Source organism: Cellulosimicrobium sp. I38E, from assembly GCF_001647255.1.
GTDB lineage: Bacteria > Actinomycetota > Actinomycetes > Actinomycetales > Cellulomonadaceae > Cellulosimicrobium > Cellulosimicrobium cellulans_E.
On sequence record NZ_LUAZ01000010.1, the window covers coordinates 18,311 to 44,028 of the forward strand.

General features: G+C 74.6%; 20 protein-coding genes. 9 read left to right on the plus strand and 11 right to left on the minus strand.

Annotated elements, in window-relative coordinates; genetic code table 11:
• Positions 1–38: 38 nt before the first annotated feature.
• From A0J59_RS02540 to uxaC, 6 genes are all read right to left on the minus strand, one after another.
• Complete coding sequence (locus tag A0J59_RS02540) at positions 39–1,361, minus strand: RNA polymerase sigma factor (protein ID WP_064315127.1); 1,323 nt, start codon at positions 1,359–1,361, stop codon at positions 39–41.
• 10 nt (positions 1,362–1,371) lie between these two features.
• On the minus strand, positions 1,372–1,728 hold the full coding sequence (locus A0J59_RS02545) for a YciI family protein (protein WP_047231460.1): 357 nt from the start codon (positions 1,726–1,728) through the stop codon (positions 1,372–1,374).
• Complete coding sequence (locus A0J59_RS02550; RefSeq protein ID WP_156186287.1) at positions 1,728–1,898, minus strand: hypothetical protein; 171 nt, start codon at positions 1,896–1,898, stop codon at positions 1,728–1,730. The genes A0J59_RS02545 and A0J59_RS02550 overlap by 1 nt, the downstream gene beginning before the upstream one ends.
• Before the next feature lie 205 nt (positions 1,899–2,103).
• Complete coding sequence (locus A0J59_RS02555; RefSeq protein ID WP_064315128.1) at positions 2,104–3,591, minus strand: serine hydrolase; 1,488 nt, start codon at positions 3,589–3,591, stop codon at positions 2,104–2,106.
• 4 nt (positions 3,592–3,595) lie between these two features.
• Positions 3,596–5,632: an alpha-glucuronidase gene (locus tag A0J59_RS02560; protein ID WP_064315129.1), complete on the minus strand. Its 2,037-nt coding sequence runs from the start codon at positions 5,630–5,632 to the stop codon at positions 3,596–3,598.
• 74 nt (positions 5,633–5,706) lie between these two features.
• Positions 5,707–7,206 carry a glucuronate isomerase gene (gene uxaC, locus A0J59_RS02565; protein ID WP_255364909.1) on the minus strand — a complete coding sequence of 500 codons (1,500 nt, stop codon included), beginning with the start codon at positions 7,204–7,206 and terminating at the stop codon, positions 5,707–5,709.
• Between the two features lie 135 nt (positions 7,207–7,341).
• On the opposite strand from uxaC, the gene A0J59_RS02570 reads away from it, so the two are divergent.
• The gene (locus A0J59_RS02570; RefSeq protein WP_064315130.1) at positions 7,342–8,370 is read left to right on the plus strand and encodes a LacI family DNA-binding transcriptional regulator; all 1,029 of its coding nucleotides are present in this window, start codon (positions 7,342–7,344) and stop codon (positions 8,368–8,370) included.
• A 157-nt stretch (positions 8,371–8,527) separates the two neighbouring features.
• Here A0J59_RS02570 and A0J59_RS02575 read toward each other — a convergent pair whose 3' ends face one another.
• Positions 8,528–11,917, minus strand: a complete 3,390-nt coding sequence (locus tag A0J59_RS02575) for a family 16 glycoside hydrolase (RefSeq protein WP_082918682.1) — start codon at positions 11,915–11,917, stop codon at positions 8,528–8,530.
• A gap of 154 nt (positions 11,918–12,071) precedes the next feature.
• Positions 12,072–13,076 carry a LacI family DNA-binding transcriptional regulator gene (locus A0J59_RS02580; protein ID WP_064315131.1) on the minus strand — a complete coding sequence of 335 codons (1,005 nt, stop codon included), beginning with the start codon at positions 13,074–13,076 and terminating at the stop codon, positions 12,072–12,074.
• Between the two features lie 305 nt (positions 13,077–13,381).
• Here A0J59_RS02580 and A0J59_RS02585 point away from each other — a divergent pair, with 305 nt between their 5' ends.
• The 8 genes from A0J59_RS02585 to A0J59_RS02620 all read left to right on the plus strand — a co-directional run bounded on the left by A0J59_RS02585 (position 13,382) and on the right by A0J59_RS02620 (position 21,833).
• On the plus strand, positions 13,382–13,669 hold the full coding sequence (locus tag A0J59_RS02585; protein ID WP_047231465.1) for a hypothetical protein: 288 nt from the start codon (positions 13,382–13,384) through the stop codon (positions 13,667–13,669).
• A 465-nt stretch (positions 13,670–14,134) separates the two neighbouring features.
• A complete protein-coding gene (locus tag A0J59_RS02590; protein WP_053369508.1) occupies positions 14,135–14,962 on the plus strand; it encodes a sugar phosphate isomerase/epimerase in 828 nt (275 codons plus the stop codon).
• Entirely contained in the window at positions 14,959–15,918 is a 960-nt protein-coding gene (locus A0J59_RS02595) for an ABC transporter permease (protein WP_255364910.1), read from the plus strand. The genes A0J59_RS02590 and A0J59_RS02595 overlap by 4 nt, the downstream gene beginning before the upstream one ends.
• Before the next feature lie 69 nt (positions 15,919–15,987).
• The gene (locus A0J59_RS02600; protein ID WP_047231467.1) at positions 15,988–17,010 is read left to right on the plus strand and encodes an ABC transporter substrate-binding protein; all 1,023 of its coding nucleotides are present in this window, start codon (positions 15,988–15,990) and stop codon (positions 17,008–17,010) included.
• Complete coding sequence (locus tag A0J59_RS02605) at positions 17,007–17,822, plus strand: ABC transporter ATP-binding protein (RefSeq protein WP_053369509.1); 816 nt, start codon at positions 17,007–17,009, stop codon at positions 17,820–17,822. The genes A0J59_RS02600 and A0J59_RS02605 overlap by 4 nt, the downstream gene beginning before the upstream one ends.
• 17 nt (positions 17,823–17,839) lie before the next feature.
• Positions 17,840–18,916 (plus strand): Gfo/Idh/MocA family protein, encoded by a 1,077-nt coding sequence (locus A0J59_RS02610; protein WP_255364912.1) that lies wholly within the window; start codon positions 17,840–17,842, stop codon positions 18,914–18,916.
• Between the two features lie 176 nt (positions 18,917–19,092).
• Positions 19,093–20,715 (plus strand): mannitol dehydrogenase family protein, encoded by a 1,623-nt coding sequence (locus A0J59_RS02615; protein WP_255364913.1) that lies wholly within the window; start codon positions 19,093–19,095, stop codon positions 20,713–20,715.
• A 2-nt stretch (positions 20,716–20,717) separates the two neighbouring features.
• Positions 20,718–21,833 (plus strand): mannonate dehydratase, encoded by a 1,116-nt coding sequence (locus A0J59_RS02620; protein WP_255364930.1) that lies wholly within the window; start codon positions 20,718–20,720, stop codon positions 21,831–21,833.
• 24 nt (positions 21,834–21,857) lie between these two features.
• On the opposite strand, the gene A0J59_RS02625 is transcribed toward A0J59_RS02620, so the two are convergent.
• The 3 genes from A0J59_RS02625 to A0J59_RS02635 are packed head-to-tail and all read right to left on the minus strand — an operon-like array spanning position 21,858 to position 25,494.
• A complete protein-coding gene (locus tag A0J59_RS02625; RefSeq protein WP_053369511.1) occupies positions 21,858–22,277 on the minus strand; it encodes a TIGR03618 family F420-dependent PPOX class oxidoreductase in 420 nt (139 codons plus the stop codon).
• 59 nt (positions 22,278–22,336) lie between these two features.
• Complete coding sequence (locus tag A0J59_RS02630) at positions 22,337–23,518, minus strand: Gfo/Idh/MocA family protein (RefSeq protein WP_255364918.1); 1,182 nt, start codon at positions 23,516–23,518, stop codon at positions 22,337–22,339.
• A complete protein-coding gene (locus tag A0J59_RS02635) occupies positions 23,515–25,494 on the minus strand; it encodes a DUF6807 family protein (RefSeq protein WP_082918684.1) in 1,980 nt (659 codons plus the stop codon). Before A0J59_RS02635 ends, A0J59_RS02630 begins: the two co-directional genes overlap by 4 nt.
• Positions 25,495–25,718: the final 224 nt, after the last annotated feature.

A 25,718-nucleotide genomic window follows, 5' to 3' on the forward strand; every position in this document is an offset into this window, starting at 1 on the left:
TCTGCATCGACCATTCGACCTGACGGAGATCGGATGGGTCACGGTGCCGGCAGGGCTGCCAGGCGGCGTTCCAGGAGGCGGCGGTCGCCCTCGCGGTCGACGAGCGCGAGGGCGCTGCGCAGGTCGACGGCGGCGTCCGCGGGTCGTCCGGCGCGCTCGAGCAGCTCGGCGCGCACCGCGGGCAGCAGGTGGTACTCCGCGAGCGCGGGGTGGGCGGCGACGGCGTCGACCGCGGCCAGGCCGGCGTCCGCGCCGTGCACCTCGGCGACCGCGACGGCGCGGTTGAGCGCGACGACCGGCGAGCCGGTGAGGTCGAGCAGCACGTCGTACAGGCCGAGGATCTGGGGCCAGTCGGTCGCGTCGGCGTCGGGGGCCTCGTCGTGCAGCGCCGCGACGGCGGCCTGCACCTGGTACGGCCCGGGGCGCCCGACGGCGAGCGCCACCTCGAGCTCGGCCACGCCCTCGGCGATCTCCTCGTGCCGCCAGCGCGCGCGGTCCTGCTCGGCGAGGGTGCGCGTCGCGCTGTCCGGGCCGACGCGCTCGTCCCGGCGCGCGTGCTGGAGCAGGAGCAGGGCGAGCAGGCCACGTGCCTCGGGCTCGTCGTCGAGCAGCCGTGCGGCGAGGCGCGCGAGCCGGACGGCGACGTCGGCGAGCGCGCGCCGCTCGGCAGATCCCTCGACCACGTCGGCGGGCTCCGCCCAGGCGTCGTAGCCCTCCGTGAAGAGCACGTACAGGACGGCGAGGACGCCGTCGACGCGCTCCGCCCGGAGCGAGGCGGGCGGCACCCGGAACGTGATCCCCGTCGCGCGGATGCGGCGCTTGGCTCGGACGAGGCGCTGCGCCATCGTCGCCTCGGGGACGAGGAAGGCCCGCGCGACCTGCGCCGTCGTCATGCCGGTCAGCGACCGCAGGGTGAGGGCGACCCGCGCCTCGGCGGGCAGGGCCGGGTGGCAGCACGTGAACAGCAGTCGCAGGAGGTCGCCGTCGGGGTCGTCCGGCTCCCACGCCTCGTCGTCGAGGCCGACGGCGACCTGCTCGACCACGGGGTCGGCGGCGGGATTGCCGGCCCGCGGCCCCGGGTCGACGCGCTCGCCCAGCCGGCCCGACGCGGCGACGCGTTCCGCCTCGACCCGGCGCCGTCGCAGGACGTCGATCGCGTGCCGGCGGGCCGTCGTCGTGAGCCAGGCGCCGGGACGTTCCGGGACGCCGTCGCGGCCCCACGTGCGCAGCGCGGTCGCGAACGCCTCCTGCGCCGACTCCTCGGCCAGGTCGAGGTCGCCCGTGCTGCGCGCGACAGCGCTGAGGACGCGTCCCCACTCGGTGCGGAACGCGTCCTCGACGGCGCGGCTCGGGTCCGTCACGACCGACAGGTCAGGGCCTGTCGAGGTCGAGCGGCCACGCAGGGTGCAGCTCGATCGCGCCGCCGTACGCCATGGGGTGCTCGGACGCGATGGCGATAGCGGTGTCCAGGTCGGGCGCCTCGAGGACGTCGAACCCGGCGATCGTCTCCTTGGTCTCGGAGAACGGCCCGTCGGTGACGAGGACCTTGCCGCCGCGCACCCGCACGCCGACGGCGTCCTCCGCCGGTCGCAGCCGGTCGCCGATCACCGCGGCGCCGCTGCCGTAGTGCCGTCCGACCCACTCCTCGATCGGCGGGGCCGCCTCGAACTCCTCGGGTCGCAGGTCGGGGTCGTGCGGCGTGCCGAGCACGAGCATCAGGTAGCGCATCAGAGGTCCTCCGCCCTCGTCGTCGCGGGCCGGCGGAGCGCCGTCGGCCCGTAGAGCACCACGTCGGCGACGTCGATCCCGTCGCCGACGCTGCGCCGTCCGTCACGGTAGCGCGCGAGGTCCGGCGGCTGCTCCCGGTTCGCCGCGAGGATCGTCTGCAGAAAGGTCATCGTGCCTCCTCCGTCGGTGCGGCCCGTGCGGCCGCTCACCCAGACGACGAAGCCCGGGCGGCGAGATCGACACGACGCGGCGACGAGTTCTGGGAATCCGTCGGGGCGGCGGCAGGGCGGGGCGGCAAGGCCCCGCGAGATCGACCCGAGCGTTCCAGATCGACCCTCGGAGGGCCGATCTGGAGACGGGCGGGTCGATCTCGCGTCAGGAGAACGTCGCGGCGTGGGCCGCAGGGACGACGAGCGTCGACAGGCTCGGGTGCCACAGCGGCGTCGTGTGCCAGGCGAGGGTCAGGCGCTCCCCGGGGCGGCCCGTCGCGACGAGGCGGTGCGGCGACGTCGGGAGCACCACGTGCACCTCGACGGCGCCGTCGGGCAGCGCGCGGCCGCGCGTCGAGACGACGAGCACGGGTTCGACGACGGGCCCCGCGGCAGGGCCGGAGCCCTCGGCGGCGTGGGGCCAGGGCAGGACGCGCGTCGTCCAGCGGTCTTCGGCGACGGGGACCGGCTGTCCACCGACGTCGAGGCGCCAGGTGTACGGGGACCCGGCCCGGACGGCGTGGAGCGTCCACGGCACCGGGCTGATCACGTCCTGCGGCGTCGGTTGCGGGTCGAGCTCCTGGCCGACGACGCCCGGCCACGCGTCGAGCGTCGCGAGCCTGTCGGCGAGGCGCGCCGCGGCGGCGGGGTCGGGCGGCAGCGGGGTGCTGCCGTCGCTCGCGCGTTCGACGAACGCCCAGATCGCGTCGAGGGTCGACTGCGCGTCGCGGGTCGCGCCGCGGTAGCCGATCGCGAGCCCGCGCTCGGGGACGGCGATCGCGAACTGCCCGTACGCGCCGTCGGCCCGGAACCCGTGCCGGCTCGTCCACACCTGGTAGCCGTAGCCGCGCGACCAGTCCGGCGGCTCGCCGCCGGCCACCTCGGGGGCGCCGCCGTGCTCCGCCGTGTCCGACCAGGGCTCGCGCATCGCGGCCAGCCACGCGGGCGGGATCACGGTGACGCCCGCGTACCGGCCGCCGTCGGCCATCGCGACGGCGAGGCGCGCCAGCTCGGTGGTCGTCACGTGCAGCCCCGAGAAGCCCTGGTCGAGTCCGTCGATCTCGACCCACCACGGGTGCGTGATTCCGAGCGGATCGAGCACGCGCGGGCGCAGGTAGGCGAGCAGGCGCTCACCGGTCACGGCGGTGACGACCGAGGACAGCGCGCGCGACGCGGGCGAGCTGTACGCGAAGTGCGTGCCCGGGGCGTGCTCCGGCGGGGTGGCGAGCAGGCGGGGGAGGTCGAACCCGATCTCGGCGAGCTGGCCGGACGTGTGACCGGTGCTCATCGTCAGCAGGTGCCGCACGGTGAGGCCGGAGGGGTCGGGCAGGCCGAGCACCTCCCCGACGCGGTCGTCGACCGTGAGGCGCCCCTCGGCCACGAGGTGCCCGACGGCGAGCGCGGTGAACGTCTTCGAGACGGAGTAGACGAGACCGGGTAGCGGCGCGTCGTGCGGCGCCCAGGCCGCCTCGACCACCGGGATGCCGTCGCGCGCGACGACGAGGCCGTGCGGGTCGAGCCCGCCGCCCTCGAGCGCGTCGAGCAGGTCGAGGACCGCGGCGGACGGGATGCCGTGCGCCTCGGGGCAGGGCGCCGGCGCGGCGGGCCCGGTGGGGGACGCCGTCGCGGTCTCGGTCACGGGGTGCTCGGTCACGTGCTCAGTAGATCGTGCGGCCGTGCGCGTCGGCCACGCCGGACGCGCGCAGGAAGTAGGTGCACACCTGGTCGCGCCACTCGCGGGCGGAGCGGAGCTGCTCCGCGAGGCGCTCGGTGACCCGCTCGAACACCGCGTCGTCGACCGCGCCGCGCAGTCCCTGCCACGTGCGCACGTACTCCTCGACGCGCTCGACGCCGGCGAAGTGGGTGTCGTACACGTGCTGGACGACGGTCGTGCCGTCGTGCAGCACGTGCCCGTACGGCACGTGGTGGAAGAAGAGCAGCAGCTCGTCGGGGCACGTGTCGAGCGACTCGTAGACGTCGCGCCACGGTGCGGGGTACTGGCCGATGTAGCCGGTGCCGGTCGCGCGCGTGCGGTCGACCCCGATGCCGTCGCGGTCGGCGAAGTGGTACGTGCCCCACGGCGAGTACTCGTAGCCGTCGACTGACGGCCCGTAGTGTTGCCCCGGGTTCACCATGAAGCCCACGCCGAGCGGCGCGGTGTACGCCTCGTAGGTGCGCCACGAGTCGTCGAGGACGGCGTGGACCCCCGCCCGGACGTCGGGGTCGACGGTGCGGTCGGCGCTCGCGGACGACGGGGACGCGAACGTCAGCGCGACCCACTCGTCGAGGACAGCGGTCGGGTCGAGCGTCGGGTCCCACGCGAGGCGGCCGAACGCGTAGAGGTTCGCCTGCGCGAGCGGGTGGCCCGTCCAGAACGCGTCGTCGCCGACGTTGGACACCGCGGCGATCCCGCCGCCCCGCGCGGCTGCCACCTGGGGCGAGGCCCCCGGGCCTGCGCCCCCGACGACGTCGGACACCGTGGGGGAGCCGTCGTCGCCCTCGACCGGGCCCCACGGCCGGAACCGCAGGATCTCGCTCCACCACGGGCCCAGGTAGCACGCGTGGCGCTGCTGGCCGGTGTACTCCTGCGTCACCTGGAGCTCGACGGCGAGGCGCGTGCGCGGCATCGCGGCGAGCACGGGGGACACGGGCTCGCGCGTCTGGAAGTCCATCGGGCCGTGCTTGACCTGCACCACGACGTTCTCGTCGAACCGTCCGTCGAGCGGCGCGAAGTGGTCGTAGGCGGCGCTCGCCCGGTCGGTCGAGCGGTCACGCCAGTCCTGCGTGTGGTTGTAGACGAACGCGCGCCAGTGCACCGTGCCGCCGTGCGGGGCGAGGGCGCGCGCGAGGAGGTTGGCGCCGTCGGCGTGGTCGCGCCCGTACGCGAACGGCCCCGGCTGCCCCTCGGAGTCCGCCTTGACGACGAACCCGCCGAAGTCGGGGATCGCCGCGTACACGCGGGCGACGGCGTCCGCCCACCACGCCCGGACGCCCGGGTCCAGCGGGTCCGACGTCGGGAGCCCGCCGAGCACGATCGGCGACGCGAAGCTCACCGACAGGTGCACCCGGATGCCCCACGGCCGGAACGCGGCGGCGACGCGCGCGACGTCGGGCAGGCCGTCCGTGAGCAGCCGCGCCTCGCGCGCGTGCACGTTGACGTTGTTGATCGCGACGCGGTTCACGCCCGTCGCCGCGAGCAGGCGCGCGTACTGCTCGACGCGCGACAGGTCCTCGCGCACGTGCCCGTCCGCGTAGAAGATCGAGCCGCCCGAGTACCCGCGCTCGACCTGGCCCATGACCGGGTGGACGTCCACGTTGTCCCAGTGGTCGAGCATGCGCAGCGCGTGCGCTGGCTCGTGGCGAGCGTCCGGGTGGCCGGCCGGGTCCGTCGTCCCGCTGCGCACGACGTGGAACCACGCGTGGAGGAGCGCGGCGTCGTCGTCCGCCGCGACGTCCAGGCGGCCGTCTCGGTGCGCGGCGACGAACCCCTCGCCGCCGGGGACGGCACCGGTGTCGCGCAGGACGAGGTCGGCGTCGCTGTCGACGAGGGTCGCGCCCGCACGGCGGGCCTCGCCGCGGACGGTCTCGGCGAGCGGGCCGTCGCCCGCGACGAGCACGGTGCGGCCGTGCAGGAACGCGGTCGCGGCGTCGGGCAGCCAGGCGGGGTGCACGGACGGGTGGTCCGGGGTGGTCACGGGTCTCTCCTGGGGAACGGTCTGAGCGTGAGTGCGTGAGATGGTCGCGAGATCGGGCCGCCGCGGCGACGACTTCATGCACTCAACGGCGGGTAGGACGCCTGGGGCAGGTGGTAGGCGAGGTCGACGGCGGTCTCGAGCGCCTCGTCGAGGTCGAGCCGGTGCTCGGCGACGAGGCGGGCGAGGTGGCCGGCGTCGATCCGGCGTGCGAGGTCGTGGCGGGCCGGGATGGAGCAGAACGCGCGCGTGTCGTCGACGAACCCGCTCGTGTTGTAGAAGCCGGCGGAGTCAGTCGCGGCCTCGCGGAAGCGACGCATGCCGTCGGGGGTGTCGAGGAACCACCACGGGGCGCCGAGCCGCAGCGCCGGGTAGACGCCCGCGAGGGGAGCGAGCTCGCGCGAGAAGGTGTCCTCGTCGACGGTGAACGCGATCATCCGGAAGCCGGGGTGGTGCCCGAACGCCTCGAGGACGGGGCGCAGCGCGCGCACGTACTCGGTGCGCTCGGGGATGTCGTAGCCCTTGTCGGGACCGTAGGCCTGCGCGACGCCGGCGCAGTGGTCGCGCAGGACGCCGGGGTGGAGCTGCAGGACGAGCCCGTCCTCGGCCGACATCGCGGCCATCTGGAACAGCATGTGCGCGGAGAACGCCTGCGCGTCGGCCGTCGTGGCCTCGCCGCGCAGCGCGCGGTCGAGGATGCGGGCGGCGTCGGCGTCGTCGAGAGGAGTGGTGTCGGCGGTCAGGTGGCCGTGGTCGGTCGCGCGGGCGCCGGCGGCGACGAACGCGGCGCGGCGTGCGCGCAGCGCGTCGAGGTAGGAGCGGTAGTCGACGACGTCCGTGCCCGCCGCGGCACCGAGCTCGGCGACCTGCGTCGCCCAGTCGGCGCGGTCGACGTGCAGGAGCGGGTCGGGGCGGAACGTGGGCACGACGCGCTCGCCCCAGCCGTCCGCGGCGAGGCGCGCGTGGTCGGCGAGCGGGGACTGCGCGGGGTCGGTCGTGGCGAGGAGCTCGAGGCCGAACCGCTCGAACAGCGCGCGCGGACGGTACTCGGGACGCGCGAGCCGGTCGACCAGGTGGTCGTACAGTGCATCCGCGGTCTCGGCCGACGGCTTCACCGGGGCGCCGAAGACCTCGACGAGCGCGTGCTCCGTCCAGTACCGCGTCGGGGTGCCGCGGAACAGGTGCCACCCGGCGCAGAACCGGCGCCAGATCTCGCGCGGGTCCGTCTCGGCGGGGGCGGTGCCGTCGGGGGCGCCGGGCACGGGCGCGACCCCGAGGTCCTGGACGCCGCGCACGCCCGGCGACCCGTGCGGTGACGTGCTCTGGGCGACGAGCATGCGCACGAGGTAGTGGTCGGGCGTGACGAACAGCGCGGCGGGGTCGCCGAACGGGGTGTCGTCGGCGAACAGCGCGACGTCGACGTGGCCGTGCATCGAGACGATCGGCAGGTCGCGCGTCGCGGCGTAGACCTCGCGGGCGAGCGGTCGGAGCACGGGGTCGGCGGGGAGCGCGCGGTCGGGGTGCAGGGACCACGGCGCCGTCGCGGTGGTCGGGTCCAGGTGGGCCGTGCTCGTCACGGGTTCCTCCAGAGGCGTCGTTGCGAACGTTTGCATCCTACGTCATCGGCGTTCCGCTGTGTCGTCGACCCCGAGCGCTACAATCGTTCGCAGCCCCGGGTCTCCCCGCGGGGCCCGAGCGCCGAGGAGGCAGCCGTGGTCACCGTCCGTGACGTCGCCCGCGAGAGCGGGGTGTCGATCTCCACGGTCTCGCGGGCCCTCGCCGAGCCCGAGCGCGTCGCCCCCGAGACGCGCGACCGCGTCGTCGCGGTGGCCAACCGCCTCGGCTACCGTCCCAACCGCGCCGCGAGCGGCCTGCGCGCGGGACGCACCGGGGCCCTCGGGCTCGTGGTGCCCGACCTGGAGAACCCGTACTTCGCGTCGGTGACCAAGGGGGTGCAGGCGCGGGCGCGCCAGACGGGCCATGCCGTGTTCGTCGTCGACGCGGGGGAGGACCCCGCGCTCGAGACGGAGCTCGTGACCGGGCTGCGGTCCCAGACGGACGGGCTCGTGCTGTGCTCCCCGCGCGCGGCCGAGGCGGACCTGGAGGCCGCGCGTGACGCTCCCGTCGTGCTCGTCAACCTCCGTCACGACGGCGTCCCCTCCGTCTCCTCGGACGACGCGCACGGCGTCCTCCTCGCCGTCGAGCACCTGCGCGCGCTGGGCCACCGCCGCGTCGCCTACGTCGGCGGGCCCGACCGCTCCTGGTCCGACGCCCGCCGCCGCGCCGGGCTCGACGTCGTCCGTGAGCGCTACTCGGACGTCGAGACCGTCACCGTGGGGTCGTTCCGCCCACGGGTCGAGGGCGGCCGCGCCGCCGCCGACCTCGTCGTCGCGTCGGGAGCGACTGCGGTCCTCGCGTACAACGACCTCGTCGCCCTCGGCCTCGTGGCACGCCTGCGCGAGCGCGGCGTCGACGTCCCGCGCGACCTCAGCGTCGTCGGGTTCGACGACACGTTCGTCGCCACCCTCGCCTCGCCCCCGCTCACCACGGTCCGCACCGACCTCGCGCGCCTCGGCGCCCGCGCCGTCGACCGCCTGGTCGCCGCGCTCGGCACGCGTCGCGGCGCCGCCGCCGACGGGTCGCACGACCCCGCGACCTCGCCCGACGACGTCCTCCCCGTCGAGCTCATGGTGCGCGACTCGACGACCCTCGCCCCCACCCGCGACCTTCCCGCGAGATAGAGCCTCCGGTCTCGGTGTAGAGCTCGCCGGGCTCTACCTCGCGACGGGAACCTCTATCTCGCGCGCCACTGGGGTTCTCCCACCGCCGACGACGAACCCGGGGCCGCCTCGTGCGCCGGGTGGCGCGCGGGACGGCCCCGGGTCCGGACCGGGCCGGTCAGCCGCAGGACGGCTGGCCGTGCTCCGGGGTCGCGACGGTCTCGCGCTCGTCAGAGGTGTCGGACGGACGGGCGGTGACGGTCACGGATCCGGCCGTCGGGTCCTCGACCCCGCGGACGGCGAACGACTGGTAGGCGTTCTTGCCGGGGGCGACGTCGGTGAACGTCTTGGACCCGAACGGCGTGTCGAGGACGACGTCCAGCGGCACGGTGTCGTCGTTGAGCGCGCGCACGGCGACGTACGGCGTGCCTGCGAGGCACCGGACCTCGGCGGTCGCGGTGATCGCGACCTCCTCCTGGCCGGGCTCCTCGACGCCCGGGAGCCGCTCGATCCAGATGTTGCGGAACCGGGGGTTGAGGCCGGGGTCGCCGTGGTCCTGGAGCTTGATGTACCCCGACGTCGGTCCCTCCGCCCGGCCGTTGCCGGTCTTGCCCGTGACGGCGACGTCGTCGTGCACGACCTGCCCGTTCCACACGAGCGTGAGGCGCGCGTCCTCGGTCTTCTTGCCGTCGGGGCCGAAGCGGGCTCCACGGAACGTGATGTCGTACGTCTGCCACGTGCCCATCGGGGTCGCCGCGTTCACGTCGGGAGCCCTCTGGAGGTAGATCGCCCCGGCGTGGTCGTTCCGCGGCGGGTCGATGCCGAAGGACTCGAGCACCTGCACCTCGTAGCGCTCCTGGATGTAGACGCCGCTGTTGCCGCGTGCCTGGCCCGTGACCTCGGGCGCGTGCTCCGGCTGGTACCACTCGACGTGCATCCGGAAGTCGTCGAACTTCTCCTTGGTGCGGATGTCGCCCCCGAACGACTCGACGGACCCGCCGGCGATCGGCCACGTCGCGGGACCACCGCCGTTGACGGCTGCCCAGCGGTCGAGGTCGTCGCCGTCGAACAGGGTGATGCGCTCGGTCGGGGTGACGGTGAGGCTGTCGAGGTTGACGTGCCCGATGTCGTCGTCGTCGTGCCGGATCGTGATGGTGTTGGCGCCCTCGCGCAGGGGCACGGTCTCGACCTGGGTGGCCCAGGTGGACCACGCCACGGTGCTGTCGAACCAGACCTGCTTGAGCTTCTCGCCGTTGACGTAGAGGCTCAGGTTCCTCGGCAGCGGCGTGGGGTCGCTGTTCTGGCCGTTGGCGTAGCGGATCGCGAGGTCGTGCAGGCCGGCCTCCTCGGTGCGGACGGCGAACGTCGTCTGGGCGCCCGGCTCCCAGTTGCGGTCGACGAACCCGGAGCCCGAGTAGCCGGCGTGGTTGCTGTTCCAGCCGGCCCCGCCGCTGATGTCGGCGCCCTCGGCCTCGTAGACCGGGGGTGCGACGGAGCCGTCGGGCAGGCGCGTGAGGGTGTACCAGGCCTCGGTGCTCCACAGCTCCTGGCCGGCCTCGGACGCGAACGGGCGCGGGGAGTGGACGTTCACGACGCGACCCGGCTTGAGCCCGTCGATCTGGAGCGTGACGGTCTTGCGGTCCTCGGACACGGTCGCTGCCGTGACGTCGAGGTCCTCCTCGTCGACCTTCGGGCCGCCGTACTGCGGGGTCGCGACGTAGCGCCACTGCGCGGCGGTGTACTTCGACGCGAGGTCCTGCGCCGTCTCCTCGGAGAGCGGCTGCGTGTACTCGATCTCGAACCCGCCCTCGACGGCGCGCATCGCGAGCATGTCGAACGCGTTGTTGTCGTCGTACGTGAGCTTCTGCAGGCCGTAGGAGAGCTTGCCCGCCTGGCCCCAGTTGCCGGACCAGCCGATGCCACCGACGTAGATCGCGCCGTCCGGGCCGACGCTCGTCCGGCTCACGCCGGACTCGAGGCCCTGCGTCATGCGGAAGACGGCGCCCTGCTCCTGGCCCGCGACGTCCTCGAGGTAGGCGCGCTGGAGCCCGCCGTACGTCACGTCGCCGATCGCGAGCTGCCCGGCGAACACGCCCTCGGTGAGCACGACCGGGTTGCTCGGCGAGTTCGAGATCTCGCTGTGCGGCATCCACAGGACCGGCTCGGTGACGGGCTGGTCGTCGTAGGGGCCGTCGGGGTTGGTGAAGTGGTTGTAGAACGCGCCCTCCTCGACGCGCACCAGCTTCGACGTCGGGATGCGGACGCCCTGGTTGTCGGTGACGTACATGCCGCCGTCGGCGCCCCAGCCGAGCCCGTTCGGGGTGCGCAGGCCGCCCGCGACGTACTCGACCTCGCCGGTCTCCTTGCTGATCTTCATGACCGAGCCGCGGTTCTCGGCGAGCTGCGGGTCGAGCGAGTTGCCGCCCGGCACCATGGCGATGCCGGTGGTGACGTAGAAGTAGCCGTCCTCGTAGAGCAGGCCGAACGCGAACTCGTGGTAGTTGCCGCCGAACGGCCAGGTCGCGATCGTGTCGTAGTCGTCGGCGACCTCGTCGCCGTCGGTGTCGACGAGCGCGGTGAGGCCGTCCTTCTCGGACACGTAGATCGTGCCGTCGACGTACTTGAGGCCCATCGGCTCCGTCAGGCCCTCCGCGACCTTCGTGTAGGTCACGTCGTCGGCGCCGGTGTCTCCCTGGACGTGGTCGATCAGGTAGACCTCGCCGCGATGCGTGAGCCGGTCGCCGCCCCACGTGGAGATGGCCAGACGGCCGTCGGGCAGCCAGTCCATGCCCGTGACCTGGGGCTGGAAGCCCTCGGGGCGCAGGTCGGTGAGCGTGTAGTCGGGGTGCACCTCGGTGAGCGGCAGGCCGTCGCCCGGGGCCTCGGTGACGCCCTCGCACTCCTTGCGGCCGGGCGAGGTGACGCGCGTGACGTCGGCGTCGGTGCTCAGCACGGAGTTCGGGACGACCACGTAGCCCGACGCGCCCGGCGGCCGCCACTCGAGCTTCAGCCGCTGGTCGAACTCGCCGTCGAAGTGGTCGATGCGCAGCGCGCGGTAGCCCGCGTCGAGCTGGATCGACCCCTCCTTCGACGTCGCGCCGTGGCGGCCCGGGTGGTCGACGACGAGCTCGTCGTCGAGCAGCAGGCGCGCGCCGTCGTCGTTCGTGATCCGGAAGTCGTACGTGCCGGCCTCGGGGACGTTCAGGTACCCCGTCACCTCGGTGACGAACTTGTCCGTGAGGCCAAAGTCGGCCGCCGTGGTCCAGTCGATGGTCGGCATGATCTTGTCGACGTTGGGCGTCTGGCCGGGCTTGAGCGTGCAGTAGTCGTCGAGGATGACCTGGACGTCGAAGACGCGCAGCGTCACGCCGGGCTCCTGCGGGCGGATGTCCGCCTGCGCCGCGGCGGGTGCGACGGCCGGTGCCGCGGTCGGGACGGCGGCCTGGGCCGTGAGGACGCCGGACGGCACGGCCAGGGCGGCGAGCGCGGCGACGACGGCACGCCGTCTCCTGCGTCGGTGCCGGGGCGTGACGTGCGCGGGTGGTGCGTCGGTCGAGGGGTGTTCCATCAGCCTGCCTCTCCGTCGAGGACCGTGCGTCGGACTGCGCACAGGGCGCGCATCGGTGCGCTGTGCCGTCACTATCCGGGGGCGCGCGCGGTCCGGGCAACGAGTTGCCACTTGTTGCCCCTGGCCCGACGTCGGCCGCGCCCGGGGGGTGCGGTCAGGCCGGGCGGCCGGTCGAGCCGCGCTCGACGAGCTTCGCCGGGAGCAGCGTCGGACCGGCGGCCGGCGCGGGCGACGTGCGGAGCTGGGCCAGGAGCCGCTGGACCGCGAACGACCCGAAGTGGCGCAGCGGCGCCGCGACCGTCGTGAGGGGCGGGGTGCAGAAGTCCGAGCCGAAGATGTTGTCGAACCCGACGATGCTCAGGTCGCGCGGCACCTCGACCCCGAGCCGCCGCAGGCCGCGCATCGCGCCGATCGCGATGAGGTCGTTGTACGCGACGGCCGCCGTGGCGGGGTGCTTGACGAGGGACTTGGCCGCGGAGAGCCCGCCGGCGAGCGTCGGCGCGAACGGTCCGATCCGCCGCGCCTGGACCTCGGCCTCGCGCGTCGCCTCGCGGAACGCGCGCCAGCGCATCCCGTCGGCCCACGACGCCTCGGGCCCCGCGACGTAGGCGAGGCTCGTGTGCCCGAGCCCGGCGAGGTGCTCGACGGCGCTGCGCATGCCCTGCGCGTTGTCCGTCAGGACGCTCGGGACGTCGGTCATGTGCCGGTTCATGACGACCGTGGGCCGCTGCTTGGCGGCGACCCGGATCGAGGAGTCCGAGAGCCGTGACGTCGCGAGGATCAGGCCCTCCACGAGGGGGAGCGTCCGGTCGAGCGCGCGGCGCTCGGCCTCGTCGGACTCGTGGGCGTCGACCAGGAGCAGCGTGTACCCGGCGTCGCGGGCCGTCTTCTCCGCGCCGCGGATGATCTCGAAGAAGAAGGGGTTGGTCACGTCGGCCACGACGATCGCGAGCAGCGAGGTCCGGCCCGTCGGCAGGCCGCGAGCCAGCGGGTTCGTCCGGTACCCGAGCTCGTTGGCGACCTGGCGGATGCGCTCCGCGGTCTGCGCGTTGACACGGCCGGGACGCGAGAAGGTCCGTGACACGGTCGAGGGGGCGACGCCGGCCGCCTGGGCGACGTCGTAGATCGTCGGGCTGGCACCATTGCCGGCTGAGGTCATGCGGTCGGACTGTAACGGCCCTGACAGCGGTGGACAACAACCGGTTGTCGCCCTCGTGTCGCGGTCGTGCCGCGTGACCAGCCGGTACGCGCGCCGTGCCCGCCTCGTGCCCGGCCCGCCCCGCGGAGCGTCCCGTGGCAACCTCACGGCAACCGACGGCAACTCCTTGACGGGCCCCGACGGGCAGCCTCCAATGGCTCCGTGATCTCGCGTGCGAACGCGTCCCTGCGCCCGACGGCGGCACGTCGGCGGCCTGGACCCCGACCCTCCGGTGCCGTCGCGGTCGTGCCCGGCGGACGGCGTCGATGAGCCGCACCGACCAGGCGCCGCCGGTCGACCTCGCCGTCGACCGGGCCCGCGACGGTGAGGCCGCCGTCCAGGTCGAGGCGGCCGAGAGCGAGCTGCGCCGGCTCGGCCTGGAGGACCTGCGGGTCCACCACCACGGCGACCTCGCCCGGGTCGAGGCCCCCCAGGCGGAGCTGCCCGTCGTGGCGAGCGAGCCGCTGCGCGGCGAGGTCCTGCGGGCCGTCCGGTCGGCGGGCTTCCGGCTCGTCGCGCTCGACCTCGGCACCCCGGCCGATCCCGGCACCTGACGCGCCGGCGCCCTCCGGGCGCGCCGCCTGGACCGCCACCGACGCGGCCCGGCAGCCGTGGATGTTCCGTCACCGCACCGTCACAGGGCGTCGCCCAGCGCCGCCGACCGGCGGCAACCGAAGGCAACCGCGCCCTCCTGCCCGCGTCGCGCTCACGCGCGGCCCAGCACCCGCGGCCCGGTGCGCCTCGCGACCCGGTCGCTCGTCCAGCGCTGTCAGGTGCAACAAATGGCAACTCGTTGTCCATGCCATGGCCCGCACCTACTGTCCATGCCAGGCGTACGGAGAACGAGCTCCGTGCGCAGGACCTCGACCACCGTCCCGTACGACCCCGCGTCCTCGCCTCACCGGCACCGCGCCGCCCCCTCCGCACTCGCCCCTCCCCGGGCCGGAGGCTGCGGTCGGCGGGCCCACGGTGCCGGCCGCGTCGTCGCCGGGGGCCACCAGCAGAAGGGAAGGCGCACGATGTGGACGCTCTCGGGCTTCGCCGACGAGATCTCGCCCGACGTCGAGACGCAGTGCGTCGTCGCCTCCGAGCTCGGGCTGGGGTTCGTCGAGCTCCGCAGCGCGTGGGGGACCAACGTGCTCGACCTCGACGACGGCCAGCGCGAGCGGGTCGCGAGCCTGCTGCGCACGCACGACCTCCGCGTCTCCAGCATCGGGTCTCCCGTCGGCAAGATCTTCGTCGACGAGGACTTCGACGCCCACCTCGTGCGGATGCGGCACGCAGCCCGCGTCGCGCAGGAGCTCGAGGCCCCGTACGTCCGGGTGTTCTCGTTCTTCGTGCGTCCGGGGACCGACCCGGGCGCGTGGCGCGACGTCGTCCTGCGCCGGATGGCGGCGCTCGCCGAGGTGGCGCGCGCGGCCGGCGTCGTGCTGGTCCACGAGAACGAGAAGGACATCTACGGCGACGTCCCGGAGCGGTGCCTGGACGTGGTCGAGTCCGTCGGGTCGCCGCACCTGGCGCTCGCGTGGGACTCGGCCAACTTCGTCCAGGTGGGCGTGCGGCCCTTCACCGACGGCTACGCCCTGCTGCGCCCGTACCTGGAGTACGTCCAGGTGAAGGACGCGCTCGCGGCGACGGGCGCCGTCGTGCCCGCCGGGCGCGGGGACGGCCAGGTCCCCGAGACCGTGCGGGCTCTGCGCGACGACGGCTTCGACGGGTTCTTCTCGCTCGAACCGCACCTGAGCGAGGCCCACAGCCTCGGCGGGTTCTCCGGGCCGGAGCTGTTCACCGAGGCCTGGGAGGCCTTCACCACGATCCTCGACGCCGAGGCGGTGCCGTTCCGATGACCGACGCGCCCCGCCCGGACGCCCCGCCGACGACCAGGACCACGACCATGGAGGACCGCACGATGACGACTGCCCAGGAAGTGCGACCGGCCCGCCAGGCGGCGCGACCGCCCGCCGGGACGGCCCGGCGTCCCGGCCCCCGCGGGCGCGGCACGACGTCGTTCGGCAGCCGGGTGGTCGCGGTCGCCTCGGCGGCCTGGCGCCCCGCGCTGGTGCTGCTCGCCCTGTTCGCCGTGTGGTGGTTCGTCGCGTGGCGCGAGCTCGTGCCGGCGTACCTGGTCCCGTCGCCGGGAGCCGTCTGGGACACGATGGTCGAGGACTGGGCCATGCTGGCCGAGCACACCTGGGTGACCACGATGGAGACGGTCGTCGGGTTCGTGCTCGCGGCCGTGATCGGCGTCGCGACGGCCGTCCTGCTCGTCTACTCGCCGACGGCCGAGAAGTCGCTCTACCCGCTCATCCTCTTCGCCCAGGTCATCCCCAAGATCGCGATCGCCCCGATCCTCGTGGTCTGGTTCGGGTTCGGCGCCGCCCCCAAGATCATCCTCGCGGTGCTCATCGCGTTCTTCCCGGTCGTGGTCTCGGCCGTCGCGGGGCTGCGGTCGATCGACCCCGAGCTGCTGGAGATGTCGGCGACCATGGGCGCGTCGCGCTGGAAGACGTTCCGCAAGATCCGCTTCCCGGGATCGCTGCCACAGCTCATGTCCGGCCTCAAGGTCGCCGTCACGCTCGCGGTCGTGGGCGCCGTCGTCGGCGAGTTCGTCGGCGCCGACCGCGGCCTGGGGTACGTGCTGCTCCTCGCGAGCGGCAACCTCGACGCGCCGCTCCTGTTCGCCGACCTCATCCTCATGTCCCTCATCGGCGTGGTGCTGTTCCTCCTGGTCGAGCTGCTGGAGCGCCTCCTCATCCCGTGGCACGCGTCGCGGCGCGGGAACCTCGTCCTCGCGTCCTCCTGACCCGCCGCCGATCCAACCCAGAGTTCGCCGCCCCGACGACGAGGCGGCACGAGCAGAAGGAGTCTTCCCATGCGTGGTGCACGTCTGACAGTCTCGCTGGCCGTCGCCGGCGTCGTGGTGGCGGGGACGGCGGCCTGCGGGCAGTCGGCCGACCCGTCCGGGCCCGCGGAGGGCGAGGGCGGCCTGACCGAGGTCACCGTCACCCTCAACTGGGTCCCCTACGGCGAGCACGCGCCGTTCTACTACGGCGTCGAGCAGGGGATCTTCGAGGAGGAGGGCATCGACCTCACGATCCAGCCCGGCAACGGCTCGGGGAACACCGTCCAGCAGGTCGCGCAGCGCAACACCGACTTCGGCTGGGCCGACACCCCGCCGCTCGCGAACGCCATCAGCTCGGGGATGCCGGTGCGCAGCGTGGGCGTGTTCCTCCAGACCGGCCCCAGCTCGGTGGAGTTCTTCGCCGACCAGGGCATCACCGAGCCGGCCGACCTCGTGGGCAAGACGGTCGGCGGCACGCCGGGCGACGCGATGTACGGGACGTTCCCGGCCTGGCTGGAGCTCAACGGCGTCGACCCGGCGGACGTGACCGTGGTCAACGTGGACGCGGCGGGCAAGATCGCCGCGCTCATCGAGGGCAAGGTCGACGCGATCCAGGGCTTCCACCACGACCAGGCACCGACGATCGAGAACCAGACCGGCGAGGAGGTCGACGCGCTGCCCTTCGCGGACTTCGGCATGAACCTGCTCGGCACCGGGCTGGTGGCGAACGAGGCGCTCATCGCGGACGACCCGGAGCTCGTCGAGGCGATGGTGCGCGCGACGTCGCGCGCCTTCCTCGCGGCGTCCGAGGACCCCGACGCGGCGGTCGCGGCGATGGCCGCGGGTGCCGAGCAGGCGCCCGACGAGGCGGTGCTGGCGGCGCAGCTCGCCGCGACGATCGACCTGCTCAACCTCGAGGACGCTCCCGCGCCCGGCGTGAACACCGAGGAGCAGTGGACGGACACCCTGACCTTCCTGTCCGAGAACACGGACTTCGACGGCGGCACGACCCCGGCCGACTTCTGGGACGGCGCGTTCGGGGCGGACCAGTGACCGCGACCGAGCTCGACGCCCGCGCCGACGCGGTCGGCGCCGACCCCATCATCGAGGTCCGCGACCTCACGATGCGCTTCACGTCGAAGCGGTCGGAGACCGTGGCGCTCGACGACGTCTCGCTGAGCGTCCAGCCGGGCGAGTTCGTCACGATCGTCGGGCCGTCCGGCTGCGGCAAGTCGACCCTGCTGAAGATCGTCGCGGGCCTCACGGCCTACACCGAGGGCGAGGTGCGCCTGTACGGGCAGCCTGTCACGCGCCCGCAGCGCGAGATCGGGTTCGCGTTCCAGCGGTCGGCGCTGCTGGAGTGGCGCGGGGTGCGCAAGAACATCCTGCTCCAGGCGGAGATGCGGGGCATGGACAAGCGCCGGGCGCAGGAGCGCGCGGACGCGCTCATCGCGCTGACCGGGCTCACGGGATTCGAGAAGGCGCTGCCGCACGAGCTGTCCGGCGGCATGCAGCAGCGCGTCGCGCTCTGCCGGGCCCTGCTGCACGAGCCGCGCGTCCTGCTCATGGACGAGCCGTTCGGCGCGCTCGACGCGCTCACGCGCGAGCAGATGAACATCGAGATGAACCGCATCTGGCGCGAGACCGGCACGACCATCGTGCTCGTCACCCACTCGGTGCCCGAGGCGGTGTTCCTGGGGAGCCGCATCGTGGTCATGAGCCCGCGTCCGGGACGGATCGTCGAGACCCTCGAGCCGGGGCTGCCCGACGAGCGCGACTACGGCACGACGCTCGTCGACCCCCGGTTCACGGGTGCCGCCGAGCGGCTGCGCGACCTGCTCGGCGCCAGCCACGTCGCCGAGTGAGCGGGCCCGTGCGGGGGGTGGGAACCGGTGTCGGCGTCGGGATCGTCGGGATGGGCAGCATCGGCGTGCTGCACGCGCGTGCCTTGCGCGACCTGGCGCCGCGGGCGTGGCTCGTCGCGTACAGCGGGAGCCAGGCCCTCGACGAGGGCCTGGCCCCGTCCGGGCGCGCCGTGCACGTGGCGCCGGACGAGGTGGTCCGCCACGAGGGCGTCGACGTCGTGGCGGTCTGCACGCCGAGCGGGAGCCACGCGCGCCTCGCGCTCGCGGCGCTCGAGGCGGGCAAGCACGTCGTCGTGGAGAAGCCGCTCGCGGTGACCGTCGAGGACGCGCTCCTCGTCGAGCGCGTGGCGCGCGAGCGAGGCCTGCTGGTCTCGATGGTCTCGCAGCGCCGCTTCGAGCCCCAGCACCAGGCGCTCCGGCGCGCGCTCGACGACGGCGCGCTCGGCGAGCTGCGCCTCGTCGCCACGCACGTGCCCTGGTACCGCGACGACGAGTACTATGCCGCCGCGCCGTGGCGGTCGTCGGCCGCACAGGGCGGCGGGTCGCTCATGAACCAGGGCGTGCACAACGTCGACCTCCTGCGCTGGCTGTGCGGGCCGGTCGAGTCGGTCACGGCCCAGGCCGGGGCGCTCGCCCGCACGGGCGACCTCGGCGAAAGGCTCGGGGAGGACCTCGCCGAGGACACGACGGTCGCGACGCTGCGCCTCGCGTCGGGCGCGCTCGGGGTCGTCACGACCACGACGGCGACGCCTCCCGGGTTCCCGGCGACCCTCGCGCTCCACGGGTCCCGCGGCTCGGTGGAGCTCGCGCAGGACGAGGTGCTCCGCTGGGACGTGCCGGGGATCGCGGCCCCCGCGTCCGGGAGCGCGGCGGGCGGGGCGGCCGACCCGCTCGCGATCGGTCACGCCGGCCACCGCACCCAGTGGGAGCAGGTGCTCGCGGCCCTCGACGGCGCCGCGCCACCTCCCGTGGGGGCCGCCGACGCGATCGAGACCGTCCGGCTCCTGTGCGCGATCCGCGAGGCCGCCGCGACGGGACGGACTGTCCGACCGGCCGACCTCGCGGCGCAGGGAGCGGCTCCGTCGGTGCCGTGACATCGCCGGTACGCGGCACGGCTGCGCGTACGATGGCGAACGTTTGCACCCGTGATCCCGCAACCGCCGTCTATCACTCTGATGCTGTCGCTACAATCGTTCGCAGAACCGTCTCCGGGAGCGAGTCCCGGCCGGACCACCCGGCGACATCGCCGAACCGACCCCCAGGAGGCCGCGTGACCGCCCCGACAGACGCCCGGAGCCTGCCCGGCCCGACGTCACCCGCCGCCACGTCCGCCGACGCCGCGCGCACGGCGCGCCCACGCCTGCACCGTGACGCACACCCCGCGTTCCCACCGTCGCCGGTCCGCCCGACCCAGGTGGGGATCGTCCACCTCGGGATCGGTGCGTTCCACCGCGCGCACCAGGCGGTCGTCACCGAGGACGCCGCGCGGGCCACGGGCGAGACGTGCTGGGGGATCCTCGGCGTGACGCAACGCTCCGCGTCGGTCCGCGACCAGCTCCGCCCGCAGGGCGGGGTCTACACCGTGCTGACGGTCGGGCCCGACGGCGCGTCCCCGCGCGTCGTGGGCTCGGTGACCGACGTCGCGTGGCCCGCGGAGGAGACGGCGCGCGTGCTCGCGGCGGTCGCGGCTCCCACGACGCACGTCGTGACGCTGACCGTCACCGAGAAGGGGTACGCGCGCCGCGCCGACGGGCGCCTCGACGTCGACGCCGTCGCGACCGACCTCGACCTGCTGCGCCGCGAGGAGGCCTCCGCCGGTTCTCCGGGCTCGGGCGCGCCCGACGCGGACACGAGCGGCGAGGCGGCCGGCGTCGCCGCGGCGACCAGCGCCGTCGGGCTCCTCGTGCGCGGGCTGGCGGCGCGCCGGCGGGCCGGGGGCGCGCCGCTGACCGTCCTGAGCTGCGACAACCTCGCCGACAACGGGCACGTGCTCGCGCGGCTCGTGGGGGAGGCGGTCGACGCCGCGCTCCCGGGCGCCGAGGGCGACGCGCTGCGCGCCTGGCTCGCGGCGTCGGTGACCTTCCCGTGCAGCATGGTCGACCGCATCGTGCCCGCGACCACGCCCGCCCAGCGCGACGAGGTCGAGACGCTGCTCGGCGCGCGCGACGAGGGTCTGGTCGTCGCCGAGCCCTTCGTCCAGTGGGTGATCGAGGACCGCTTCGCCGGGCCGCGCCCCGCCTGGGAGCGGGGCGGGGCGACCCTGACGCGCGACGTCGCGCCCTACGAGCGCGCGAAGCTGCGCCTGCTCAACGGTGCGCACTCCTTCCTCGCGTACGCGGGCTCGCTCGCCGGGCACGCCACGATCGCCGAGGCCGTCGCCGACCCGGCGCTCGCCGCGGGCGCCCGGGCGCTCCAGGCCGACGCGCTCGCGACGCTCGAGGCGCCCGACGGCGTCGACCTCGCCGCGTACGCGCAGACGCTGCTCGACCGGTTCGCCAACCCCGCGACTGGGCACACGACACGGCAGGTCGCGATGGACGGGACGCAGAAGATCCCGTTCCGCTGGGGCGCGACGCTCGCCGACCTGCTCGCCGCGCAGCCGGACGCCCCGGAGCCGCGGGGCGTCGTCGCGGCGCTCGCCGCGTGGGCCGGGTACGTCGTCGCGGAGGTGGGTGCCGGGCGCACGGTGGACGACCCGCGCGGCGACGAGCTGCGTACGGTCGTGGAGGGCGCGCCGGACGACGCCGCGGCGGTCCGCGCGCTCGTCCTCCTCCCCGGCCTGCTGCCGGGTGTCCCGGCGGAGCGCCTGCCCGACGTCGCCGACGCGGTCGTCGCCGCGAGCGCGACCGCCAGCAGCACGACCACCACGAGGAACGAGGAGAGCGCGCCGTGAAGATGGGCTTCCGCTGGTACGGCGAGGGGAACGACACGGTCACGCTCGACCACGTGCGTCAGGTCCCGGGCGTGGAGACGATCGTGTGGAGCCTGCACGGCAAGCAGGCCGGCGAGGTGTGGGAGCAGGCGGAGATCGACGCCGAGGTCGCGAAGATCACCGGGCTGAGCGACGAGGCCCGCGCACGCGGGATCACCCGGACCTTCGACGCCGAGGTGGTCGAGTCCGTCAACGTGCACGAGTCGATCAAGCTCGGCAGGACCGTCCTCGGGCTCGGCCGCGACGAGGCGATCGAGAACTACGTGACGACGATCCGCCGGCTCGGTCGGGCCGGGGTGAAGGTCGTCTGCTACAACTTCATGCCCGTCTTCGACTGGCTGCGCACCGACCTGTGGCACCCGCTGCCCGACGGCTCGACCGCGCTGTTCTTCGAGCGGGCCGTCGTGGACGCGATGTCTCCGCAGAGCCTCATCGCCGACATGGAGGCCAACACGCACGGCCTCACGCTGCCCGGCTGGGAGCCCGAGCGGCTCGCGAGCTTCACCGAGCTCGACGCCGCGTACGAGGGCGTGACGCGCGAGGACATGTACGCCCACTACCGCTACTTCCTCGACGCGGTGATCCCCGCGTGCGAGGAGGCCGACGTCAAGCTCGGCGTGCACCCCGACGACCCGCCCTACGACGTCTTCGGCTGGCCGCGCGTCGTGTCGACCAAGGACGACCTGGCGCGCGTGCTCTCCCTGCACGACAGCCCGTACCACGGCCTGACGCTGTGCCTGGGCAGCTTCTCCGCGAACCCCGACCAGGACCCGGTCGACGCCGTGCGCACGTTCATGGACCGCATCCACTTCACGCACGTGCGCAACATCAAGCACCTCGGGAACGGCGACTTCACCGAGGTCGCGCACCGCGCGTGCGAGGGCAGCGTCGACACGACGGGCATCATGCGCGCGTACGCCGAGGCGGGCTACCAGGGCTACGTGCGTCCCGACCACGGCCGGCACCTGTGGGACGAGAACACGACCAACAAGCCCCGGCCCGGGTACGGCCTGTACGACCGCGCGCTCGGCATCCAGTACCTGCTCGGCGCGTGGGACGCGTTCCGGTACGACGCCTGACGGCGGGCGCCGTCGGGGGAGCGGCTACGCGTCCCCGGCGGCGGCCTTCGCCTCGCCCCAGCCGTACCAGCGCTCCACCTCGATCCACGCGCTGACGCGCGGGCTGTGCCGGTTCGCGTACTCGTGCCCCGTGTAGTGGCGCGAGATCCGGTCGATGTCGGCCAGGCCCTCGTCCGCGCGCAGCTCCGTGACGCGGCCGATGAGCGTCACGTGCGTGTACCAGTTCTCGTCGAGGACGGTGAGCGAGACCCGCGGGTCGTTCTGCAGGTGCTTGAGGCGTACGCGCGACTCGTCGAGGTTGACGAGCACGCGGCCGTCGTCCTCCCAGACGTACCAGGTCGCCGCGGTGACGGGCGCGCCGTCGGAGCGCACCGTCGCCATGACGGCGGCGTTCGGGCGGCGCAGCAGCTCCACGAGCGCGGTGGGCAGCGGGGGTCGGGACACGACGGTTCCTCCAGGCGCGGGACGGCGGGACGTCCCGACGTTACGTCACGCGGGGACCGTCAGCGCGTCCAGGGCGCGCCGAGCTCGGTGAAGGTCCGGGCCGTGCGCGCGGCCTCCTCGCACCACCGCGCGACGTCGTCGACGACGGGGCGGCGGTCGTCTCCCTCGCCCGTCCACGTCACGGCCGACGGGCCGAGGGGCCGCGGGTCCGCGGCCGTCCGCACGGCCTCCAGGACGCGCATGAACGCGCCGGTGTCGCGCACGTCGCACGCGAGCCGGCGCTCCGGGTCGCGGCGCGCGGCGAGCAGGTCCTCCAGGAGCCCCGTGCGGCCGTACGTCTTCTCCACGTGCGCCCGGGGGGTGCGGACGAGCACGCGGTCGTGCTCGTACTCGAGCGTGACCTCGCCGTCCGTCCCGAGCACGAGGACGCGGGCCGGGGTGCGCTCGGGCGCGCAGAGCGTGAGCCCGAACCCGTAGGGCAGGCCGTCGCGCGCGACCACGCGCAGCGAGGACGTGTCGTCCGCCTCGATCGGGTTCGCGCGCCAGAGATCGGTCACGACGTGCGCGACGTCGTCGGCCGTGCGGGCGCCGCCGATGCGCAGCGCGGTCGCGACCGCGTGGGCGAGCGGGTTGGTGACGACGCCGTCCACGACGTCGCGCCCGTCGAGCCGGCGTCGGCCCGCCCACGGGGCGCGACGCCAGTAGCCGGTGGTCCGCACCCACGTCCCGACGGCCCCGATGCCCACGACGTCGCCGACCTCGCCGTCCGCGACGAGCTCGGCGACCGCGTCCACCGCGTGCGAGCCGAAGGTCTGGAAGCCCACCTGGCACCGGCGGCCCGTGCGCTCGGCCACCTCGACGAGCGCGAGGTGCTCCGCGAGGGACGCGGCGGTCGGCTTCTCGAGCAGGACGTCGACGCCCGCCTCCATCGCGGCGCGCGCGAGCGGGAGGTGGGTCGGGATCGGGGTGGAGATCACCACGATCTCGGGGCGGACGGCCGCGTCGGACGACGAGAGCAGGTCGCCCAGCGTGGGGAACCAGGGCGCGGGGGCGTCGTCGGGGCGGCGCGGGTCGACGACCGCGCTCAGCCGGACGCGGCCCTGCTCCGCGAGCGCGGCGACCGTGCGCAGGTGGGACCCGCCGTGGCCGTGGACCCCGACGACCGCGACCGGGACGGCCGACTGCGCGGGGCCGAGCACGTGGTTGGTCCCGGGCGCGGCGGCCCGTAGGCTCGCGCTCACCGGACGCGGTCCGCGAGCGCCGCGGCCTCGTCGAGGTCGAGCCCGCGGTCGATGAGGACGGCGCGCGCGCCGGTCTCGAGCGTGCCGCCCGCCGGGACGGTCCGGGGCGCGTCCCAGGCCAGGGCCGGGCCGGCCCCGGGGTACTCGGAGGCGCGCAGGAACCACGGCACCGTCTCGCCCTGCTGGACCAGGAGCAGCGTCGTCGTGTGGGAGGGGTGCTCCTGCACGAACGCGACCCAGGGGGACGTGCTGCCGTGAGCGCTCTCCTCGCCACGCCCGTGCGCGCTGAGCACGCTCGTCGAGGCCGCCGTGCGCAGGCGCCAGAAGAAGCCGCCGTACCCGGCGCCGGGGCGCCCGTTGGTCGCGGGCGAGCCGATGACGAGCGCGCCGCGCTCGGCGCGCAGGGTGGAGCGCCAGTCGAGCACCCAGGACTCGTCGTCGAGGATCCACGCGTCGAGACGGCGGTCCTCCTCGAGCTGGGGGACGCCCTGCTCGTCGTGCCAGCGGACGCCGTCGTGCAGCAGGTGCTGCTCCACGGGGTCGACGGCGAGCGCGTGGCTCACCTGGCGGCCGTGGTTGGGCAGGAGCGTCGGGCCGACGTCGGCGACGAACGTGCGGCCGCCCCAGTAGGAGGTGCCGTTGACGTCGGCGACGGCCATCGAGGCGCCGTAGTGGTGGCGGTGGTCGACGGGGCCGGCGTCGGTGAGCGGGACGCCGGCGAGGGTGTGGACCGGGTGCAGGTAGGACCGCGGCGCGTGCACGGCCGGGATGCGGTCGCCCTGCTGGTAGCGGGCCAGACGCAGGTCGCCGGCGCGCAGGACGACGGCCTCCCCGTCGGGGGCCCAGCGGACCTCCCGGGGCACGGGCTGGTCGGCGGGCCCGGCTCCGGCGCTCTCGACGACGACCGTGCCGGCGGGCTCGGCCGGCGGGGCCACGCGGGCCCGGGCGACCTGGCGCGGGACGGGTCCCGTCGTGGCGCGGACCTCGAGCCGCGGCTCGAAGCGGGTCGTGCGGGACGCGGGCGCGGAGTCGTCGATCAGGGCGGAGAGCTCCTTCCAGGCGTGCCGGCCGAGCTCGGCCTGCGGCACGGCGACCGTCGTGAGCGACGGCGTCGCGTAGCGCGCGAGGTCGATGTCGTCGAAGCCGGCGACGGACATGTCCTTGGGCACCGCGACGCCCGCCTCGTTGAGCCCGGCGAGCAGGCCGAACGCGACGAGGTCGTTGAACGCGACGACGGCGGTCGGCCGGGCGGTGAGGACCTCGTCGACGGCGGCGTGGCCGGCGGCGATGTCGGGCCCGGCGGGGAGCTCGACGAGCTCGAGGTCGGGCGTGCGGTCGAGCACGCGCCGCAGCCCGGTGCGCCGGAGCGCGTCGGACGCGCTACCGGGCGGGCCGGCGAGGTAGGCGACCCGGCGGTGGCCGAGGGAGAGCAGGTGCTCGAGCACCTGGGCCGCGGCGTCGGCGTAGTCGACGACGAGCGACGGCACGGGCGCCTCGCCCGTGCGGGCGAGCTCGCGGTTGACGAGCACGACGGGGGAGACGTCGGGGACGAGCAGCGCGAGCTCGGCCGCGGGCATGCGCGGGGAGACGAGCACGAGCGCGTCGCAGCGCAGCCGTGCCTCGAGCGCGATCGCGGCCTCCTCGGTGGGGTCCTCGGCGGTGTCCGCGACGAGGACGCGGTACCCGGCCGGGGCGGCCGCCGAGGTGACGCCGCGCAGGATCTGCTGGAAGACCGGGTTGCCCAGGTCCGGGACGACGAGCGCGACCGTGTTGGTCCGTCCGAGCGACAGGCTCCGCGCGACGTTGCTGGGCCGGTAGCTCAGGTCGGCGGCCGCCTGACGGACGCGCGCGCTGATCTCCGGGTCGACCGTCGCGCGGCCGTTCATGACGCGCGACACCGTCGCCCGGGAGACGCCCGCGGCGGTCGCCACGTCGGCGATCGTCACCCCGCCTCGCCGTGTGCTCACGCTTGCCATCGTTCTCCCTCGAGTCGTGGTTCGCGCGCCGCGGGCACGCACGACTGCGTGGTGCCTGCGCTCGCCGGGTTCGGCCGGTGCCGCGCGATGACCTGACCGTACACCATGGGAAACCGGTTCCACATGTGCTACGGTCCTCACCCAGCAACCGGTTTCCCCGTGACGGGGGAACGCAGGACTACCGATCGACGACGACCGGAGGGTGACGGATGACCGGCACGAGG

Excerpts from the sequence above, each read along its gene's own strand:
- A0J59_RS02545 (WP_047231460.1), bottom strand. The coding sequence starts at position 1,728 with ATGCGCTACCTGATGCTCGTGCTCGGCACGCCGCACGACCCCGACCTG.
- A0J59_RS02550 (WP_156186287.1), bottom strand. The coding sequence starts at position 1,898 with ATGACCTTTCTGCAGACGATCCTCGCGGCGAACCGGGAGCAGCCGCCG.
- A0J59_RS02575 (WP_082918682.1), bottom strand. The coding sequence starts at position 11,917 with ATGGAACACCCCTCGACCGACGCACCACCCGCGCACGTCACGCCCCGG.
- A0J59_RS02580 (WP_064315131.1), bottom strand. The coding sequence starts at position 13,076 with ATGACCTCAGCCGGCAATGGTGCCAGCCCGACGATCTACGACGTCGCC.
- A0J59_RS02585 (WP_047231465.1), top strand. The coding sequence starts at position 13,382 with ATGAGCCGCACCGACCAGGCGCCGCCGGTCGACCTCGCCGTCGACCGG.
- A0J59_RS02590 (WP_053369508.1), top strand. The coding sequence starts at position 14,135 with ATGTGGACGCTCTCGGGCTTCGCCGACGAGATCTCGCCCGACGTCGAG.
- A0J59_RS02595 (WP_255364910.1), top strand. The coding sequence starts at position 14,959 with ATGACCGACGCGCCCCGCCCGGACGCCCCGCCGACGACCAGGACCACG.
- A0J59_RS02600 (WP_047231467.1), top strand. The coding sequence starts at position 15,988 with ATGCGTGGTGCACGTCTGACAGTCTCGCTGGCCGTCGCCGGCGTCGTG.
- A0J59_RS02620 (WP_255364930.1), top strand. The coding sequence starts at position 20,718 with ATGGGCTTCCGCTGGTACGGCGAGGGGAACGACACGGTCACGCTCGAC.
- A0J59_RS02635 (WP_082918684.1), bottom strand. The coding sequence starts at position 25,494 with ATGGCAAGCGTGAGCACACGGCGAGGCGGGGTGACGATCGCCGACGTG.